This is a genomic window from Kitasatospora sp. NBC_01560 (assembly GCF_045208415.1).
In the GTDB taxonomy this organism is placed as follows: domain Bacteria; phylum Actinomycetota; class Actinomycetes; order Streptomycetales; family Streptomycetaceae; genus Kitasatospora.
The window spans coordinates 5,000,929-5,019,481 of the sequence record NZ_CP109364.1 but is presented as its reverse complement, the minus strand read 5'-3'; the positions used below and the strand labels follow the sequence as shown (position 1 = coordinate 5,019,481).

Here is an 18,553-nt window from a genome sequence, read left to right as displayed (position 1 = left end):
ATCCGCTCAGCAAAGTTGAGCGACTCAGGCTCATAGCTGTTGACGCTTCCGGCCCGGTCGTGCATCCTTGAGCCTGTAAAGCTCAACTCTTCCGTGGAGGTATTTACGATGGCACGCGCGGTCGGCATCGACCTCGGCACGACGAACTCGGTCGTCAGCGTTCTGGAGGGTGGCGAGCCCACCGTCATCACGAACGCCGAGGGCGCGCGGACCACGCCGTCCGTCGTCGCCTTCGCAAAGAACGGTGAGGTCCTGGTCGGCGAGGTCGCCAAGCGCCAGGCGGTCACCAACGTCGACCGGACCATCCGCTCGGTCAAGCGCCACATGGGCACCGGGTGGAAGATCAACCTGGACGGCAAGGACTTCAACCCCCAGCAGATCAGCGCCTTCGTGCTGCAGAAGCTGAAGCGCGACGCCGAGGCGTACCTGGGCGAGACGGTGACCGACGCGGTCATCACCGTCCCGGCGTACTTCTCCGACTCCGAGCGCCAGGCCACCAAGGAGGCCGGTGAGATCGCGGGCCTCAACGTCCTGCGCATCGTCAACGAGCCGACCGCGGCCGCCCTGGCCTACGGCCTGGACAAGGACGACCAGACCATCCTGGTCTTCGACCTCGGTGGCGGCACCTTCGACGTCTCGCTGCTGGAGATCGGCGACGGCGTCGTCGAGGTGAAGGCCACCAACGGTGACAACCACCTCGGCGGCGACGACTGGGACCAGAAGGTCGTCGACCACCTGGTCAAGGTCTTCCAGGCCGGCCACGGCGTCGACCTGTCCAAGGACAAGATGGCCCTCCAGCGCCTCCGCGAGGCCGCCGAGAAGGCCAAGATCGAGCTGTCCTCGTCCTCCGAGACCTCGATCAACCTGCCCTACATCACGGCCTCCGCCGAGGGCCCGCTGCACCTGGACGAGAAGCTCACCCGGGCCCAGTTCCAGCAGCTCACCGCCGACCTGCTGGAGCGCTGCAAGACGCCGTTCCACAACGTGATCAAGGACGCCGGCATCTCGCTCTCCGAGATCGACCACGTCGTCCTGGTCGGTGGCTCCACCCGGATGCCGGCCGTCGCCGAGCTCGTCAAGGAGATGACCGGCGGGCAGGACGCCAACAAGGGCGTCAACCCGGACGAGGTCGTCGCCATCGGCGCCGCGCTCCAGGCCGGTGTCCTCAAGGGCGAGGTCAAGGACGTCCTGCTGCTCGACGTCACCCCGCTGTCCCTCGGCATCGAGACCAAGGGCGGCATCATGACCAAGCTGATCGAGCGCAACACCACGATCCCGACCAAGCGCTCCGAGATCTTCACCACGGCCGAGGACAACCAGCCGTCCGTGCAGATCCAGGTCTACCAGGGCGAGCGCGAGATCGCGGCGTACAACAAGAAGCTCGGCATGTTCGAGCTGACCGGTCTCCCGCCGGCCCCCCGCGGCCTGCCCCAGATCGAGGTCACCTTCGACATCGACGCCAACGGCATCATGCACGTCGGCGCGAAGGACCTCGGCACCGGCAAGGAGCAGAAGATGACCGTCACCGGCGGCTCCGCGCTGCCGAAGGACGACATCGAGCGCATGATGCGCGAGGCCGAGCAGTACGCGGAGGAGGACCACAAGCGCCGCGAGTCGGTCGAGACCCGCAACCAGGCCGAGCAGCTCGTCTACTCGACCGAGAAGTTCATCGCGGACAACGCGGACAAGCTCCCGGCCGACGTCAAGACCGAGGTCGAGACCTCCATCGGCGAGCTCAAGGAGGCCCTGAAGGGCGAGGACATCGCGGCCATCCGCGAGGCCTCGGAGAAGGTCTCCACCACCGCCCAGAAGCTCGGCCAGGCGCTCTACGCCAACGCCGACGCCGCGGGTGCCGCCCCGGCCGGTGACGCCGCCGGTGCCAAGGACGACGACGTCGTCGACGCCGAGATCGTGGACGACGAGAAGCCCAAGGGCGGTGCGGCATGACGGAGAAGCCGCAGGGTGCTGAGCCCGGCGACGACTCCGCCGCCGAAGAGGCCGTGGTCAAGGCCGCCGAGGAGGCAGCCGCCGCCGGTGCCGCCGGCGGGGACGACCTCGCCTCGGCCAAGCGCGAGCTGGCCGAGCGGACGGCCGACCTCCAGCGCCTCCAGGCCGAGTACCAGAACTACCGCAAGCGGGTCGAGCGGGACCGGCTGACGGTCCGTGAGATCGCGATCTCCAACATCCTGGAGTCGCTGATCCCGGTGCTGGACGACATCGGCCGGGCCCGCGACCACGGCGAGGTGACGGGCGGCTTCAAGTCCGTCGCCGAGTCGCTGGAGACGGTGGTGGCCAAGCTGGGCCTCCAGCAGTTCGGCAAGGAGGGCGAGCCCTTCGACCCGACCATGCACGAGGCACTGATGCACAGCTACTCCTCGGACGTCACCGAGGACACCTGTGTCCAGATCCTCCAGCCCGGCTACCGGATCGGCGAGCGGATCATCCGCCCGGCGATGGTCGCGGTCGCGGAGCCCCAGCCGGGCACCCAGACCACCGCCGCGCCCGACGCCGCCGAGAAGTCGACGGACGCCGGCGCCGACAAGGCCGACGGTGGCTCGGAGAGCTGAACACCCGTGCACTGCGGAGTCGTACGTCGTCCAGTACGACGGCCGGCTCCGCAGTGCCGTATCCGTTGACGCCACAGCATGTGGACCCGTAACTGTTGACCCCGGGAGGTGGCGGCAGCCATGAGCGGCAAGGACTACGTGGAGAAGGACTACTACAAGGTCCTCGGCGTGCCCAAGGACGCCTCCGCCACCGAGATCAAGAAGACCTACCGCAAGCTGGCGCGCGAGTTCCACCCCGATGCGAACAAGGGCGACACCAAGGCCGAGGACCGCTTCAAGGACATCTCCGAGGCCTATGACGTCCTCTCGGACGAGAAGCGCCGCAAGGAGTACGACGAGGCGCGCACCCTCTTCGCCAACGGCGGTTTCCGCTCCGGCGGCCCCGGCGCCAACGGCTACAGCTTCGACTTCGGCGACCTCTTCAACGGCAGCCAGGGCACCGGCGGCGGCAACGGCGGGGGGATCGGCGACGTCTTCGGCGGCCTGTTCAACCGCGGCGGCCGCCAGCCCCAGCCCCGGCGCGGCGCCGACGTCGAGACCGAGGTGACGCTCTCCTTCGAGGAGGCCGTCGACGGCGCGACCGTCCCGCTCCGGATGACCAGCCAGGCCCCCTGCCGCACCTGCAGCGGCACCGGCGCCAAGGCCGGCACCACCCCCCGGGTCTGCCCGACCTGCGTCGGCGCCGGCACCGTCAGCCGTGGCCAGGGCGCCTTCGCGCTCTCCGAGCCCTGCCGGGACTGCCGCGGCCGCGGCATGATCGTCGACGACCCGTGCACCGACTGCCACGGCAGCGGCCGGGCCAGCTCCGCCCGCACCATGCAGGTCCGGATCCCCGCCGGCGTCCAGGACGCCCAGCGCATCCGGCTCAAGGGCAAGGGCGCCCAGGGCGAGCGCGGCGGCCAGCCGGGCGACCTCTACGTCACCGTGCACGTCGACCCGCACCCCGTCTTCGGGCGCAAGGCCGACAACCTCACCGTGACCGTGCCCGTCACCTTCCCCGAGGCCGCCCTCGGCGGCACCATCGAGGTACCGACGCTGGGCGGCCCGTCGGTGAAGCTCAAGCTGCCGCCCGGCAGCGCCAACGGCCTCACCCTGCGGGCCCGCGGCAAGGGCGCCACCCGCAAGGACGGCACCCGCGGCGACCTCCTGGTCACCGTGGAGGTCGTGGTGCCCCAGCACGTCACCGGCGACGCGCTGGAGGCCCTGGAGCAGTACCGCGAGGCCACCGCCTCCGACGACCCACGAGCCGCCCTCTTCAAGGCGGCGAAGGGAGCGTGACGACCAGATGACACCCGACGGCACGATCGGCCCCGCCGGCGCCCCGCTCGGCGAGGGCCTGCCCGGCAGCGCCCCGCGCGCCCGCCGCGCCGCACCGCCCCCGCAGTACGTCCTCACCGAGGACACCCCGGTCTACGTGATCTCGGTCGCCGCCGAGCTCTCCGGCCTGCACCCGCAGACCCTGCGCCAGTACGACCGGCTCGGCCTGGTCTGCCCCGACCGCACCGCCGGCCGCGGCCGGCGCTACTCGGCCCGGGACATCCAGCAGCTGCGCGAGGTCCAGCGCCTCTCCCAGGACGAGGGCATCAACCTCGCCGGCATCAAGCGGATCATCGAGCTGGACAACCAGGTCACCGCGCTCCAGGCCCGGATCACCGAACTGGTCGACTCCCTCGAAGGCGCCGCCGCCGCTCTCCGGCAGCGCGAGGCCGCCGTCCACGCCTCCTACCGCCGCGACCTGGTCCCGTACCAGGCCCCGGCCCAGTCCAGCGCGCTGGTGGTCTGGCGCCCCAGGCGCTGACCAGGCACGGTGGACGCCCGAGCCGCCGGTTCCCCCTGGCCGGGGGGTGCCGGCGGCTCGGCGTTGGTGAGAGAGTTCCCCCTCAGTGGTCGTAAGGTGAACCGACCGGCAGGACGCCGCTCCACGGGGGAGCCCGGCTCCGGCACAACGATGGCGACACCGCTGCCATCGAAGATCCGTTTCGCCCATGGCAAGGAGACGACGATGCCCGCCGCCGAACCGGATCCGGTCCCAGCGGCGGACGATCCGTCCGGGATGCCGGTCGAGCTGTCGCCGGAAGCCCACTCCCTGTACATGCGAATTCTGCAGGCCGGCGGCCGCCTGAGCGCGCCGGGTCTCCTTCCGGACCTGCACGACGGCCGGCTGGTCCGCGAATTGCAGAATCTCGGACTGCTGGTGCCGGACGTGGAATCCCCCGGCGGAATGATTGCCGGTGATCCCCGGCAACTCGCGGATTCGTTGAGCAGTGAACTGCAGACCCGGGCCGTCGAACTTCTTGCGCGATCCATGACAATATCGGCGTCGCTGCAAAGCCTGGGACGCGCCTATTACTCGTACGCGGGACATGCGAGCGGCGGGGGCGCAATCGAGTACATCGAAACCGGGGCGGCCATCAACCGCCAGCTCGCGCTGCTCCTGGAGGACTGCGAGAAGGAGATGCTCACGGCCCAGCCGGGCGGCGGGCGACGGGCCGAGGCGATCAAGGTCGCGATCGAGCGCGACATGCGGTTCGTGCAGCGCGGCGGCACCATGCGCACCATCTACCAGCCCAGCGCGCGCTACTCGGCGCCCACGGTGGAGTACGTCTCCTCGGTCACCCAGGAGGGCTGCCAGGTCCGCACCCTGGACGAGCCCTTCACCCGGGTCATCGTGATGGACCGCAAGGTGGCGGTCATACCCGTCAGCGACGAGGACCGCGAGGCGCGGGCGGCGTTCATCCGTGACGAAGCCGTCATCAGCTACATCGTCCAGCTCTTCGACAGCATGTGGGACCGCTCGATCCCGTTCACCGGCGCCCGGGAGATCCCGCCGCAGGTGGTGTCGAGCATGCGCCAGCAGATCATCCGGATGATGCTCCAGGGCATCGGGCACCGGACGATCGCGCGCCGGCTCGGCCTGAGCGAGCGGACGCTCGCCCGGCACATCGCCGAAATGCGCGAGGAGTACGGCGTCGACACCCTGTTCCAGCTGGGCTGGAAACTGGCCCAGCTGGAGGCCGGGGCCGGGGGCGCCGGGAGAGTGCTTGCCGAGACCGACCTGCCCTGACCCGCCGCATCGCGGGCAGGTCGCTCCCGATCACTTGCCCCAGTAGCTGTCCGAGAGCTGGGTGACCACGGAAGTACCCTCCACCGGGGAGCTGAGGCCCCAGTAGCTGTCCGCGTTGGCAGTTCCGGCACCCGTCACCAGGGCGGCACCCAGAAACAGAGCTGCGACAACGAGGCGGCGCACCTTCAACATGACAACGCTCCTCTTTCTGACTTCACCAATAAAAGAACCGACCGGCCGACGGCGTCGCACCGACAGGTGCCGAGCGCCATTCGTCGGCGTCGCCACGGACACGCATCTTACGGAAGCGGGACAGAGCCCCACACGCCAGATGCCGTGAAGGTCCGCGGAACGACCTTCCCCCTGTTTCGCAGCACGCAGCGCGCTCATCAGATTGTGCCGCATCGGACACCGGTTCGGGTGTGTCATCTGCCTGCCTGGCAGTCAGATGACACCTCGCAACGGTGGACGTCCCGTCGCAATGGCAGCGACGATCAGTCCAGCCTCGGCACGTCCCCCGAGTCGGGGCCGCAACGAAAAGCAACAAATAGACATGGACATGTCCATTCGACCGCGATCCGAACGAGATCGCCTGATTTCCGAACTCGTCCTGCCCGCTGGGATCTGGCACAACCCGGTCGGCCGATCTCCCGGAGTCGACAATGAGTGAGCCCTACCTGCGTCACCATGACAACCAGGCCCCCGAGGGCCGGCGTGCACGAGTGTTCCTGGCCGCACCGCTGATGCGGCTGACCGGACCGGCCGACAGTGTGGTGACCCTCGCCAGCCGGACGCGGCTGACGACGCTGCGCACCACGCTCCTGCGCAGCGGCGCCGCCGTGTACAGCGCGCACCACAGCGACGCCTGGACCGTCGCCGGCCGCGCCCCCGAGCCGCGGGTGCCGTCGGACTTCCGCGCACTGCAGTCCGCCGACCTGGTCTTCGCCTACGTCGGTGCGCCGCTGTCGGCCGGGGTGAGCCTGGAGCTGGGCTGGGCGTCGGCCCTGCGCAAGCCGATCGTCCTGCTGGTGGACGAGGCCATCACGCACAACCCGCTCATCGCCACCATCGAGCAGGTCGCCCCCGTCCTGCCGCTGGTCTTCGACGACACCTGGTCGCAGGAGGCCCTCCACCACACCGTGGAGACCGCCCTCGACTGGGCCGGCATGGCGCTCTCCCTCCGGGAGGGCTTCTGGACGGCGCCCGGCGAGCAGTTCACCGTCCCCCGCCAGCAGCCCCCGGCCGTCGGCCCGACCGGCTACTGGCCGAGCAACGCCGCCACCGGCTGACCACCTCACCCCGCGCACCGGCAGCTCACGCATCTGACCACTCCCCCGGCCGGATGCCCCGCATCTGCCAGCCCAGCTGGAACAACGTGTCCGCGTCGTACAGTTCGCGCAGCCGCGCGATGTGTCCGGCCACCGTCCGCTCGCTCAGCCCCAGCCGGCCGGCGACGACCCGCTGGGTGAGGCCCTGCGCCAGCAGCCGGCCGACCTGCTCGTGCACCGACGACTCCGCCGAACCGGTCAGCAGGGCAGCCCAGTTCACACCCTCCGCCTGCTGCCAGTGCTGCTCGAAGACGTCCACCAGGAACGCGACCGTCGCGGGGTCCTCGACGAGGGCGGCGCTGCTGTTGTCCGCCGCCGCGGGGATGACGGCGACGGTGCGGTCGAAGATCAGCATGCGCCTGAACGGCACCGCCAGCACCCGGATCGTGCTGCCGAGCCGGGTGGCCTCGGCCGCGTACTCCACCGTCGGACCGTCCCAGCGGGCCGCCGGTTCGTAGAGGGTCCGCATGGCGCCGCCGCGTTCGAGGTAGCGGCGGGCCCGGTCGAGCGAGTCGGGGAGCAGCTCGGGCGGCCGGGCACCGCCGGGCTGCGCGGTCAGGCCCTCCGCCCGGTACGCCTGGGACAGCCGCTCGATCTCGTGCCGGATCTGCGCCATGTCCGCGAGGTACCGGACGCCGGAGGGCCCCTCCGACCGCCGCGGCGCGGTGTCGTAGGCCCGGGTGAGGTCGTCCAGCAGCCCGGGCAGTTGCTCGGCCTCCACCAGGAGCCGCGCACTCATCAGCCGGATGTCCGCGCCGATCCGCTCCACCACCGACCGCGGATCCACCGCACTGTACGACGCGTCGATCAACTGCGGCACCAGAAAGCCGAGTTCGACCAGCCGTTGCAGCGCCGCCGCGTCCCCCGGCGCGACCTCGGCCAACCGGATCCGGCCGCCCTCGCGGAGCACCGCGAGGTACAACTCCCGGGCGGCAGCGTCCGGCAGCGCCGCCGCCAGCAGCTCCGACGGCGTCCGGGGCTCAACCATCGCCGCCACCCCGCATCTGCCAGCCCAGCTGGAACAGGGTCTGGGCACCGTGACGGCCGCGGAGGCGGGCGATGTGGGCGGCGACGCTGCGCTCGCTGAGGTGGAGGCGGCCGGCGATGGTGCGCTGGGTGAGGCCCTGACGGAGCAGCTGGCCGACCCGCAGGGTGGTGGGGTGGGGGGCGGTGGCGGACCAGTCGGTCACTTCGGCGCGGGCCCAGTCGCGCTCGAAGACGGCGACCAGCTGCGCGACGGTGGCCCGGTCGGTGATGAACGCGGCGGCGCCGTGGTCCTCCGCCGCGGAGACGATCGCCACCTCCCGGTCGACGACGATCATGCGGTCGAACGGTTCGTCGAGGACCCGGATCTGCGCGCCGTGCCGGGTGACGGTGCCGGCGTACGCGATCACGGCGGGCCGGCGGCGGGCCTCGGGCTGGTAGAGGGTGCGGATCCGGCGGCCGCTCCGCAGGAGCGGGAGGTCCTGGCGCAGGGCCAGTTCCATGGTGGCTTCCCGGCGCGGCCCCGGCCGGGCGGCGAGGAGTTCGTCCTGACAGCCGGCGAGCAGGTCGGAGATCCGCTGCCGGATGGCCTCCCGGCCGAGGGTGCGGGTGGCCTCGCCGGTGGTGCCGGACGGGCGGCGGGCCTCGTCGTAGGCGCGGGTCAGGTCGTCCAGGGCGGCCGGGAGGCGCTCGGCCCGGACGAGCAGGCGGGTGGCCTCGCTGCGCAGTTCGGCGCCGAGCCGGTCGCCGGCCGAGCGCGGGTCGACGGCCGCGTAGCCGTCGGCGGCGGGGGCGAGCAGGCCGTGCTCCAGCAGTCCGGCGAGGGCGGGCGCGTCGTCCGGGCCGAGGGCGGCCGTGGCGATCCGGCCGCCCTCGGCGAGGGCCGCCAGGTAGAGGGCGCGCTCGGCGGGGCGGCACTCATCGGTCATCCCGGCCGCCTCTCATCAGCCAGCCGAGCTGGAACAGCGTCTGGGCGCCGTAGCGTTCGCGCAGGCGGGAGATGTGGGCGGCGACGGTGCGTTCGCTCAGGCCCAGCCGGGTGGCGACGGCGCGCTGGGTGAGGCCGCGGGAGAGCAGGCGGCCGACCCGGTCGGGGGCGTCCCCGGCGGGGCCGCGGCCCGGGGCGGTGATCCAGTCGGTGGCCTCGGCCCGGACCCAGTCGCGTTCGAAGGCGTTGACCAGGTAGCCGATCGTGGCCTGGTCGGTGATGAACGCGGCGGCGCTGTGGTCGTCCGCGGCGGAGATGACGGCGACGGAGCGGTCGAAGACGAACAGGCGCTGGAAGGGCTCGTCCAGGGTGCGGATCAGCGAGCCGCGCCGGGTGACCTCGGCGGCGTAGGAGCGGGCGGCGGGTTCGGAGACGGCGACGGGCTGGTAGATGGTGCGCAGCGTGCAGCCGCGCTGGAGCAGTTGGACGTCCTGGAGCAGGGCGATCTTCAGGGCGTCGGCGGGGCGGTGGCCGGGCTGCGCGGTGAGGACCTCGGTGCGGCAGTCGGAGACGAGCTGGGAGATCCGGTGGCGGATGTGGACGTGGCCCTCGATGTAGACGGCGCCGCCGGAGCGGTCGGGCTGGCGGGGCATCGCGTCGTAGGCGCGGGTGAGCGTGTCGAGGGCGCCGGGGAGGTTCTCCGCCCGGACGAGCAACCGGGTGGCCTCGCTGCGCAGTTCGGCGCCGAGCCGGTCGCTGACCGCGCGCGGGCTGACGGCGATGTAGCAGGCGTCCATGGCGTTGGGCATCAGCAGGCCGGTGGCGACCAGCCGTTGCAGCGCCGTCCGGTCCCGCTCGGGGACGTCCGCGGTGGGGATCCGGCCGCCGACCGCGAGGATGGCCAGGTAGAGCCGGCGGGCCTCCTCGTCGGGCTCGCCGGGCTGTCCGGTGCTGCCCGGAGCGGCCGTCGGGTCCGCGGTCACCTCGAACACTCCCTGCCGGATGGGTCTCGGATACGCCTGTGCTTCGGGTGCGGACGGGGGGTGGGCTCCCGGCGGCCGGGGCGGGACGGGTCGGTGGCTCCCGCGGGGAGCACCGTGTCCGCCGTGCCGGTCCGCCCGCTTGCCGATCATGATCCCAGTCCCGCGCGCCGAACGCGATCACGGTACTGCGAAACCGGCGGACCCCCAGGTCCCGGGTGCCGTCGCACGCCGGGAGGCCCGGGGGCCGCCGGTGCCACGCCAAGGTCAAGGCGCTTCCGGCGAGGCGGAGCAGCAACGCCTCGCCGGATCCGGTCCCGGGGGCCATCACCACACATGGCGTCCCGGCCGGCGCTCTTCCCCCCGATATGCAGGCACGGACATGCCGGACGCATCCAGTTCTGAAGAGCAAGTCGCCGTCATCGGGCTGCGGTTGCCCGGCGACCTGGCGTATCCCCACCCTCACAGTGTGACGCCCGGTGAACAAGTGCCGCCCGAGTGCATGTTCCCGCAATTGCAGGAACCTGCACCGGGCGGCCGGCACGGTCGGTGCGCGGACGGTCCGGCGGCCGACAAAGGCGCTGGTCAGACCGGGGTGACCGCGGAGTCCGGCCGTCCGGTCATTCGGTCGCGGAACGGGCCCCGGCAGGGGGCCGGGTGGTCCGCCCGCGAACCTGCCCGAACGGGCACGATCTCCGCCGGGAGGAGGGTCAGCGCGCCAGCAGCCGGCCGCCGGCCAGGCCGGCCAGGGTGCCCCAGGCGGCGACGGTCCAGGCGGCGACCAGCAGGACGAGGAGCCCGGCGGCCAGCACGGTGAAGCCGGCGAATCCGGTGTGCCGGGCGAGTGCGGCGGCGCCGGTGACGCAGGTGCCGACCGGGAAGGTACAGGCCCACCAGGTCATCGCGAAGGTCATCCCGGCCCGGCGGGCCCGCAGGTTGGCGGTGACGGCGACGGCGAGCCAGAGCATCGCGACGCCGAGCACCGCGACGCCGTACAGCTCCGCGAAGGCGAGCACGGCGGGGGCGAGCCGCGGGACGACGGGGCGGGCGGCGTCGGCGAGCTGGTGGACGGCGGTGGTGGACTGGCCGAGCGGGCCGAGCACCAGGAAGAGCGCGGGGGTGAGCGCCAGGACGGGCAGCTTGCTGTGGACCAGGCCGGTGAGCACCACCGGCAGCAGGGCGAGGGTGGCCGACAGGCCGACGCCGAACAGGGCCCAGCAGCCGTACAGCATGGCCTGCTGCGGGGTGCCGGCCGGCAGGTGCGGCACCAGGACGGGGCCGGTGGCGGCGGCGACCAGCGGGGCGACCACCGGCAGCAGCCAGGTCGGGTTGGCCTCCAGCGGGGAGACCCGGTGCCGGGTGATCATCAGGTACGGGATGCCGGCGGCGACCGCGAGGCCGTAGAGGGTGCCGACGCTCCAGAGCACCGCGTCCAGGGCGACGGCGGGGCCGGTGCCGATCACCCGGGAGCCGAGCACCAGGGTGCCGAAGCCGACCGAGAGCAGGGCCATCGGCGGACAGCCGTAGAAGACGGCGGTGGCCGGGTTGTCCAGCAGGTGGCCGCGGGCGACGGCGCGGTGCCGGGTGAGGTGGACCAGCCGGGCGGCGACGAGCACCAGCAGCGCGACCGTGGCGAGGCCCCACATCAGCTCGCCGAACCCGGTCAGCCCGGGCAGCCGGACGGGCAGGGCGGCGGCGCCGTTGCCGACGATCGCGGTGCCCATGACCGCCGCGTACCAGTTGGGTCCCAGCTGGGCGAGGTCGAAGCGGGCGGTGCGGGTGAGCGGTCGGACGCTGGTGAGGGTGGCCATGCCTCCACCGTGCCGCCGGCGGGCCGGTGCCGGTAGCGCCGGACGCTCTATGAGGACATAGCCTGGGCCTATGGCTCTCTCTCCGCACGTCCCCGAACTCGGCGCGCTGGAACTGCTGCTCGCGGTGGCCCGGCTGGGCAGTGTCGGCCGGGCGGCGGCCGAGCTGGGGGTGAGCCAGCCGACCGCGAGCGCCCGGATCAAGGGCATGGAGCGGCAGATCGGCGTCCCGCTGCTGGACCGGTCACCGCGCGGCAGCCGGCCGACCGAGGCGGGCCGGCTGGTGGTGGAGTGGGCCCGCCAGGTGGTGGAGGCGGCGCAGGCGCTGGACGCGGGCATCGACGCGCTGCGGGAGCGGCGCGACGCCCGGCTGGTGGTGGTGGCCAGCCTGACGGTCGCCGAGTACCTGATGCCGGGCTGGCTGCTGGCGCTGCACGCGGCCAGCCCGGGGACGGCGGTGACACTGCGGACGGCCAACTCGGCGGACGTGGCCGGTCACGTCCTGGCCGGGGAGGCCGACCTCGGCTTCGTCGAGGGCCCGTCCACCCCGCCGGGGCTGGCGGGCGCGGTGGTGGCCGCCGACCGGCTGGTGGTGGTGGTCGCACCCGGCCACCCCTGGGCCCGCCGCCGCTCCCCGCTGACCGGGGCCGAGCTGGCCGCCACCCCGCTGGTGCTGCGCGAGCCGGGCTCGGGCACCCGGGAGGTGCTGGAGATGGCGCTGGCGCCGTTCGGGGGTGCGACGCGGCCGCGACTGGAGCTGGCCTCGTCCACCGCCCTGAAGGCCGCGGCGATGACCGGCGCCGGCCCGGTCTGCCTGAGCGAGCTCGCGGTGATGGAGGAGCTGGCGACCCGGCGGCTGGTGGCGGTGCCGCTGGCGGAGGGGCTGGACCTGCGGCGGCCGCTGCGCGCGGTCTGGCCGGCCGGGCGGCGGCCGAGCGGGCCGGCCCGGGAGCTGCTGACGCTGACCCGCGGCTCACCGGCCGGGCGCCCGCACCCGGACCGCTCCGCAACCGTTCACCGAAAGGTCCCGAAAAGTTGAGCGGAATAGACTCAACTTAGTGCATGCTGTAGAGAGCAGACATTCGTACGAACGAGGAGGACACCCCAGCAGTGGACGCCAGCAAGTTCACCACCAAGACGCAGGACGCCCTGTCCGCCGCGATCCGGCAGGCCGGCGCGGCGGGGAACCCGGACGTCAAGCCGGTGCACATCCTGATCGCCCTGCTGGAACAGCCCGAGGGCATCGCCAGGCCGCTGCTGGAGGCGGTCGGCGCGGACGTCACCCGGACGGACGCCGAGGCCCGCCGGCTGCTCGCCGCCCTGCCCAGCGCGATGGGCTCCACGGTCGCCGCCCCGCAGCTGGCCCGCGACACCCTGGCCGTGCTCACCGAGGCCGGCCGGCGCGCCGACGACCTCGACGACCAGTACGTCTCCACCGAGCACCTGATGGTCGGCCTGGCCGCCGAGGGCGGGTCCGTCGCCGAGCTGCTCGTGCAGCAGGGCGCCACCCCGAAGGCGCTGCTCGCCGCGTTCAAGGACGTGCGCGGCAGCGGCCGGGTCACCTCCCCGGACCCGGAGGGCACCTACAAGGCGCTGGAGAAGTACGGCACCGACCTCACCCAGGCCGCCCGGGACGGCAAGCTCGACCCGGTGATCGGCCGGGACCAGGAGATCCGCCGGGTGGTCCAGGTGCTCTCCCGGCGCACCAAGAACAACCCGGTCCTGATCGGCGAGCCCGGCGTCGGCAAGACGGCCGTGGTCGAGGGCCTGGCCCAGCGGATCGTGGCCGGCGACGTGCCGGAGTCGCTGCGCGGCAAGCGCCTGGTCTCGCTGGACCTCAGTGCGATGGTCGCCGGCGCCAAGTACCGCGGCGAGTTCGAGGAGCGGCTGAAGGCCGTCCTGAACGACATCAAGCAGAGCGACGGCCAGGTCGTCACCTTCATCGACGAGCTGCACACCATGGTCGGCGCGGGCGCCGGCGGCGACTCCGCGATGGACGCGGGCAACATGCTCAAGCCGATGCTGGCCCGCGGCGAGCTGCGGATGGTCGGCGCCACCACCCTGGACGAGTACCGCGAGCGGATCGAGAAGGACCCGGCGCTGGAGCGCCGCTTCCAGCAGGTGCTGGTCGGCGAGCCCAGCGTGGAGGACTCGATCGCCATCCTGCGCGGCCTCAAGGGCCGCTACGAGGCGCACCACAAGGTGCAGATCGCGGACGCCGCCCTGGTCGCCGCGGCGACCCTGTCGAACCGGTACATCACCTCCCGATTCCTGCCCGACAAGGCGATCGACCTGGTCGACGAGGCGGCCTCCCGGCTCCGGATGGAGATCGACTCCTCCCCCGTCGAGATCGACGAACTCCAGCGCGCCGTGGACCGGCTGCGGATGGAGGAGCTGGCACTGGAGAAGGAGTCCGACCCGGCCTCGGTCGAGCGGCTCACCCGGCTGCGGCGCGATCTCGCCGACCGGAACGAGCAGTTGAGCGTGCTCACGGCCCGGTGGGAGCAGGAGAAGAAGAGCCTGAACCGGGTCGGCGAGCTGAAGGAGCGGCTCGACGAGCTGACCGGCTCCCTCGAACGCGCCCAGCGGGACGGCGACTTCGAGCGCGCCTCGAAGCTGATGTACGCCGAGATCCCGGCCGCCGAGAAGGAGCTGGCCGACGCCCAGGCGCGCGCCGCCGACGAGGACACCTCCACCTCCATGGTCAAGGAGGAGGTCGGCCCGGACGACGTCGCCGACGTGGTCGCCTCCTGGACGGGCATCCCGGCCGGCCGGCTGCTGGAGGGCGAGAGCGCCAAACTCCTGCGCATGGAGGAGGAGTTGGGCCGCCGCCTGATCGGCCAGACGGAGGCCGTCCAGGCCGTCTCGGACGCGGTGCGGCGCACCCGCTCCGGCATCGCCGACCCGGACCGCCCCACCGGCTCCTTCCTCTTCCTCGGCCCCACCGGCGTCGGCAAGACCGAACTCGCCAAGGCCCTGGCCGACTTCCTCTTCGACGACCAGCGGGCGATGGTCCGCATCGACATGAGCGAGTACGGCGAGAAGCACTCCGTCTCCCGCCTGGTCGGCGCGCCGCCCGGGTACATCGGCTACGAGGAGGGCGGCCAGCTCACCGAGGCGGTCCGCCGCCGCCCGTACAGCGTCGTCCTGCTGGACGAGGTGGAGAAGGCCCACCCCGAGGTCTTCGACGTGCTGCTCCAGGTGCTGGACGACGGCCGGCTCACCGACGGCCAGGGCCGCACGGTGGACTTCCGCAACGCGATCCTGATCCTCACCTCCAACCTGGGGAGCCAGTTCCTCGTGGACCGGACCACCCCGGAGGAGCGGAAGAAGGAGCTGGTGCTGGACACCGTCCGGGCCGCGTTCAAGCCCGAGTTCCTCAACCGCCTCGACGACATCGTCGTCTTCGAGCCGCTGGGCACCGCCGAGCTCAGCCGGATCGTCGACCTCCAGGTCGCGAAGCTGGGCGAGCGGCTGCGCGAGCGCCGGCTCACCCTGGAGGTCGACGGCGCCGCCCGGGAGTGGCTGGCGCGCACCGGCTACGACCCGGCGTACGGCGCCCGGCCGCTGCGCCGCCTGGTGCAGTCCGCGATCGGCGACCAGCTCGCCCGGGCGATCCTCTCCGGGCAGGTGCACGACGGCGACACCGTCCTCGTCGAGCGGGACGAGGACGCCGACCGCCTCACCGTGCGTGCCCGCGGACCGCTGGAGAAGTAACGCCGCGGAGCCGTCGGCGGCGGTGGGCCGTCCCCTCCCGGGGGCGGCCCGCCGCCGTGTTCACCCCCGGTCGCCGACTGGCGCCCACGCTCGGTCGCGACGGCCTCCGGAGCGCGCCCGGGCAAGATCCTTCCCCAGGTGGCTGCCCCTGTGAGGCAGGGCCCGGATGAGGCAGGATGGGAGATGGAAAGGGCGGCCTCTCATTGCCGGCCACCACGTGCACTGAGGAATGAGGACCCCCATGAGCATCGACCCGTCGTCCATCCCGTCGTTCGGCCTGCCCGGCGGCGGGCAGCCCGGCGGCCAGGGCGGCCGACCGGCCGGCCCGCCGCCGATCATCGTGCCGGACCAGGCCCTGGTGACGCAGCTGCTGGACCAGATGCAGCTCAAGCACGTCGTGGACGAGGAGGGCGACCTCACCGCCCCCTGGGAGGGCTTCCGCGTCTACTACATGTTCCGCGGCGAGCAGAAGGAGCTCTTCGCGGTCCGGGCGTTCTACGACCGCCCGTACCCGCTGGAGACCAAGGGCGAGATCCTCGACCTGATCGACGAGTGGAACCGCGACACCCTCTGGCCCAAGGTGTACACCCACACCCACGAGGACGGCGTGGTCCGCCTGATCGGCGAGGCCCAGATGATCGTCGGCACCGGCGTGAACCTGGACTACTTCGTCACCACCACCGCCAACTGGACGCAGGCGGCCGTCGGCTTCGAGCAGTGGATCTCCGAGCGCCTCGGCCTGCAGAAGGACATCGAGGGCGAGGAGGGCGAGGGCGAGGCCCCCGAGGGCACCGACGAGGCCTGAGCCCCACCGATCCGCCGGGAGCGGCCCGCCACCTGCAGCGCGGTGGCGGGCCGCTCTTGTCCGTCCCGGCCGGCTGACCGCAGGATGGGGCCGGAGCGCGGGCCGCAGAGGCGGCCCGGCGTCGAGTCGTGAGGAGCCGCAATGGGTACGAGGCCGCTGCTGAACCGCCGGCTGGACGGTCTGGGCACGACGATCTTCGCCGAGATGTCGGCACTCGCCACCGCCACCGGTTCGATCAACCTCGGCCAGGGCTTCCCCGACACCGACGGCCCGCGCGAGATCGCCGAGGCCGCCGCCCGCGCCGTCCTCGCCGGGCACGGCAACCAGTACCCGCCGGGCCCCGGCATCCCCGAACTGCGGCAGGCCGTCGCCGAGCACCAGCAGCGGTTCCGCGGTCTGAGCCACGACCCGGACTCCGAGGTCCTGATCACCGCCGGCGCCACCGAGGCCATCGCCGCCACCCTGCTGGCCCTGCTGGAGCCCGGCGACGAGGTGATCGCCTTCGAGCCGTTCTACGACTCCTACGCCGCCTGCATCGCGATGGCCGGCGCCGTCCGCGTCCCGCTCACCCTGCGCGCACCCTCGTTCCGCCCGGACCTGGACGAGCTCCGGTCGCTGATCACGCCGCGCACCCGGCTGCTGCTGATCAACACCCCGCACAACCCGACGGGGCTGGTGCTCACCCCCGAGGAGCTCTCCGCCATCGCCGCACTGGCCGTCGAGCACGACCTGCTGGTCGTCACCGACGAGGTCTACGAGCACCTCGTCTTCACCGGCGCCCATCACCCGATCGCCGCCCTCCCGGGCATGCGCGAGCGGAGCATCGCCATCTCCTCGGCCGGCAAGACCTTCTCCTTCACCGGCTGGAAGGTCGGCTGGGTCACCGCGGCCGCCCCGCTCGTCGCGGCCGTGCGCACCGCCAAGCAGTACCTCACCTACGTCAGCTCCGGGCCCTTCCAGTACGCCGTCGCCGAGGCCCTGCGGCTGCCCGACGAGTACTTCGACGGCTTCCGCGCCGAGCTGCTCCGCAAGCGGGACCTGCTCGCCGACGGGCTGGAGGCGGCCGGGTTCCGGGTGTTCCGGCCGGAGGGCACGTACTTCATCACCACCGACATCACCCCGCTCGGCGAGAAGGACGGCATCGAGTTCTGCCGCACCCTCCCCGAGCGCTGCGGTGTGGTCGCCATCCCGAACGCGGTCTTCTACGACAACGTCGAGGCCGGCCGCCCGCTCGTCCGCTTCACCTTCTGCAAGCGGGTGGAGGTACTGGAGGAGGCGGTGACCAGGCTCAGCCGGATCTGACCACCCGGCGGGATCGGCCGAATGTCCTGACCATTCGTCAACTTGCCCGACAGGCATGGCCTTACGGTGCCTGTCGGGCATTTCTCATGCCTTCCCGGCAGGCCGCGGCGCCGCCCCGACCACCACGCGCCGGGCGTACGGGAGGGCAGGGGCGCACGCGGCCTGCGGACGGCGTACGAGCGGAGTGCGCGGCGCCTGTGCCGGAGCGAAGGGCGCGCGCGGTGCAGAGTCGCACACCGGGTCGATCGGAGCGGGGAAGCAGGTGTGCTCGAAACGGTGAATGCTTGACAAAGTTGGGTAAATCACCGACGGACCCGGCGTATTCATGCTTCTCTGCTGCTGAATCTCCAGCCGGAATCCTTCCTTCCACGGTCGGCCGCGTCCTGGACCGCACAGCCACGAACACCCTCGCCTCTTGCCTGGGCCTACTCGCTGCTGCTCGGCGGGCGCGCACGGAGCTGAAACGCGGAGCCGAGCATGCTCACCACACTGCAGACCTCCTACACGGACACTCGCGCCGGTGACCTGGCCTGGTGCCTGGGCGGCGAACCGCTGCCCGCTCTCGCGGTCCGTGACCTGAGACTGGACGACGCCGGGCGGCCCGGTCCGCCCGGCACCCTGCAGCTGCGGCTGCTCGGGGCCTCGCACCAGGTGGTGATCGCCGCCGGGCCGGGCGAGTGCCTGGAGACCGTCGCCTGCCTGCCCGGCCGCCGGACCCCGCTGCCGGCCCGGGTGGCCAAACAGGTGGACGGCTGGGAGTACGAGTTCGCCGCCCGGATCGAGGCGCTGCCGCCGCACGATTTCGCCGCCCGGGCCCAGGAGTTGCTGGCCCTGGTCGAGGGGCACCCGCGCGGCCTGGCCGGCGTCTTCCCCGGCGACCCGAGCGCCTTCACCGCACTGGTCACCCAGGGCGGCACGGACCGGCTGCTCTGGCGCACCTGGCACGCCTACCCGCAGGAAGGACGGCTGGTCTGCACGCGCTCCTCGCTCGTGGTGCCCGGGTGAGGACAGCACCTGCACCCACCCCCTGGACGGCCCGGCCTCCATTCGCACGCAGGAACGATCCGTCA

Annotated in this window: 16 protein-coding genes; 11 read left to right on the top strand and 5 right to left on the bottom strand. The window is 72.4% G+C overall.

Annotation, left to right across the window (positions count from 1 at the left end; genetic code table 11):
• The first annotated feature begins 108 nt into the window (after positions 1-108).
• From dnaK to OH807_RS21895, 5 genes are all read left to right on the top strand, one after another.
• On the top strand, positions 109-1,947 hold the full coding sequence (dnaK, locus tag OH807_RS21915; RefSeq protein ID WP_406201504.1) for a molecular chaperone DnaK: 1,839 nt from the start codon (positions 109-111) through the stop codon (positions 1,945-1,947).
• A complete protein-coding gene (gene grpE, locus OH807_RS21910; protein ID WP_406201502.1) occupies positions 1,944-2,567 on the top strand; it encodes a nucleotide exchange factor GrpE in 624 nt (207 codons plus the stop codon). Before dnaK ends, grpE begins: the two co-directional genes overlap by 4 nt.
• 120 nt (positions 2,568-2,687) lie before the next feature.
• Positions 2,688-3,845 (top strand): molecular chaperone DnaJ, encoded by a 1,158-nt coding sequence (gene dnaJ / locus OH807_RS21905; protein WP_406201499.1) that lies wholly within the window; start codon positions 2,688-2,690, stop codon positions 3,843-3,845.
• A 7-nt stretch (positions 3,846-3,852) separates the two neighbouring features.
• Entirely contained in the window at positions 3,853-4,365 is a 513-nt protein-coding gene (locus OH807_RS21900; RefSeq protein ID WP_406201496.1) for a heat shock protein transcriptional repressor HspR, read from the top strand.
• 150 nt (positions 4,366-4,515) lie between these two features.
• Positions 4,516-5,631 carry a helix-turn-helix domain-containing protein gene (locus tag OH807_RS21895; protein WP_406201494.1) on the top strand — a complete coding sequence of 372 codons (1,116 nt, stop codon included), beginning with the start codon at positions 4,516-4,518 and terminating at the stop codon, positions 5,629-5,631.
• A gap of 30 nt (positions 5,632-5,661) precedes the next feature.
• Here OH807_RS21895 and OH807_RS21890 read toward each other — a convergent pair whose 3' ends face one another.
• On the bottom strand, positions 5,662-5,814 hold the full coding sequence (locus OH807_RS21890) for a hypothetical protein (protein WP_406201492.1): 153 nt from the start codon (positions 5,812-5,814) through the stop codon (positions 5,662-5,664).
• A gap of 479 nt (positions 5,815-6,293) precedes the next feature.
• Here OH807_RS21890 and OH807_RS21885 point away from each other — a divergent pair, with 479 nt between their 5' ends.
• Complete coding sequence (locus OH807_RS21885; protein WP_406201490.1) at positions 6,294-6,920, top strand: hypothetical protein; 627 nt, start codon at positions 6,294-6,296, stop codon at positions 6,918-6,920.
• Positions 6,921-6,945: 25 nt separating this feature from the next.
• Here OH807_RS21885 and OH807_RS21880 read toward each other — a convergent pair whose 3' ends face one another.
• From OH807_RS21880 to OH807_RS21865, 4 genes are all read right to left on the bottom strand, one after another.
• Positions 6,946-7,947: a LuxR family transcriptional regulator gene (locus OH807_RS21880; protein WP_406201487.1), complete on the bottom strand. Its 1,002-nt coding sequence runs from the start codon at positions 7,945-7,947 to the stop codon at positions 6,946-6,948.
• Positions 7,940-8,872: a LuxR family transcriptional regulator gene (locus tag OH807_RS21875; RefSeq protein ID WP_406201485.1), complete on the bottom strand. Its 933-nt coding sequence runs from the start codon at positions 8,870-8,872 to the stop codon at positions 7,940-7,942. Before OH807_RS21875 ends, OH807_RS21880 begins: the two co-directional genes overlap by 8 nt.
• Entirely contained in the window at positions 8,862-9,854 is a 993-nt protein-coding gene (locus OH807_RS21870) for a LuxR C-terminal-related transcriptional regulator (protein ID WP_406201482.1), read from the bottom strand. Before OH807_RS21870 ends, OH807_RS21875 begins: the two co-directional genes overlap by 11 nt.
• Before the next feature lie 707 nt (positions 9,855-10,561).
• Entirely contained in the window at positions 10,562-11,662 is a 1,101-nt protein-coding gene (locus OH807_RS21865; protein WP_406201480.1) for a TDT family transporter, read from the bottom strand.
• Positions 11,663-11,732: 70 nt separating this feature from the next.
• Between OH807_RS21865 and OH807_RS21860 the strand changes: the two genes are divergently transcribed.
• The 5 genes from OH807_RS21860 (at position 11,733) to OH807_RS21840 (ending at position 18,488) form a co-directional block, all read left to right on the top strand.
• On the top strand, positions 11,733-12,698 hold the full coding sequence (locus OH807_RS21860) for a LysR family transcriptional regulator (RefSeq protein WP_406201478.1): 966 nt from the start codon (positions 11,733-11,735) through the stop codon (positions 12,696-12,698).
• 71 nt (positions 12,699-12,769) lie between these two features.
• A complete protein-coding gene (gene clpB, locus OH807_RS21855) occupies positions 12,770-15,376 on the top strand; it encodes an ATP-dependent chaperone ClpB (protein ID WP_406201475.1) in 2,607 nt (868 codons plus the stop codon).
• A gap of 241 nt (positions 15,377-15,617) precedes the next feature.
• Positions 15,618-16,181: a YbjN domain-containing protein gene (locus OH807_RS21850; protein ID WP_406201472.1), complete on the top strand. Its 564-nt coding sequence runs from the start codon at positions 15,618-15,620 to the stop codon at positions 16,179-16,181.
• 141 nt (positions 16,182-16,322) lie between these two features.
• Positions 16,323-17,483 (top strand): pyridoxal phosphate-dependent aminotransferase, encoded by a 1,161-nt coding sequence (locus OH807_RS21845; RefSeq protein ID WP_406201469.1) that lies wholly within the window; start codon positions 16,323-16,325, stop codon positions 17,481-17,483.
• Positions 17,484-17,960: 477 nt separating this feature from the next.
• Positions 17,961-18,488 (top strand): DUF2617 family protein, encoded by a 528-nt coding sequence (locus tag OH807_RS21840; protein ID WP_406201466.1) that lies wholly within the window; start codon positions 17,961-17,963, stop codon positions 18,486-18,488.
• Positions 18,489-18,553 lie beyond the last annotated feature (65 nt).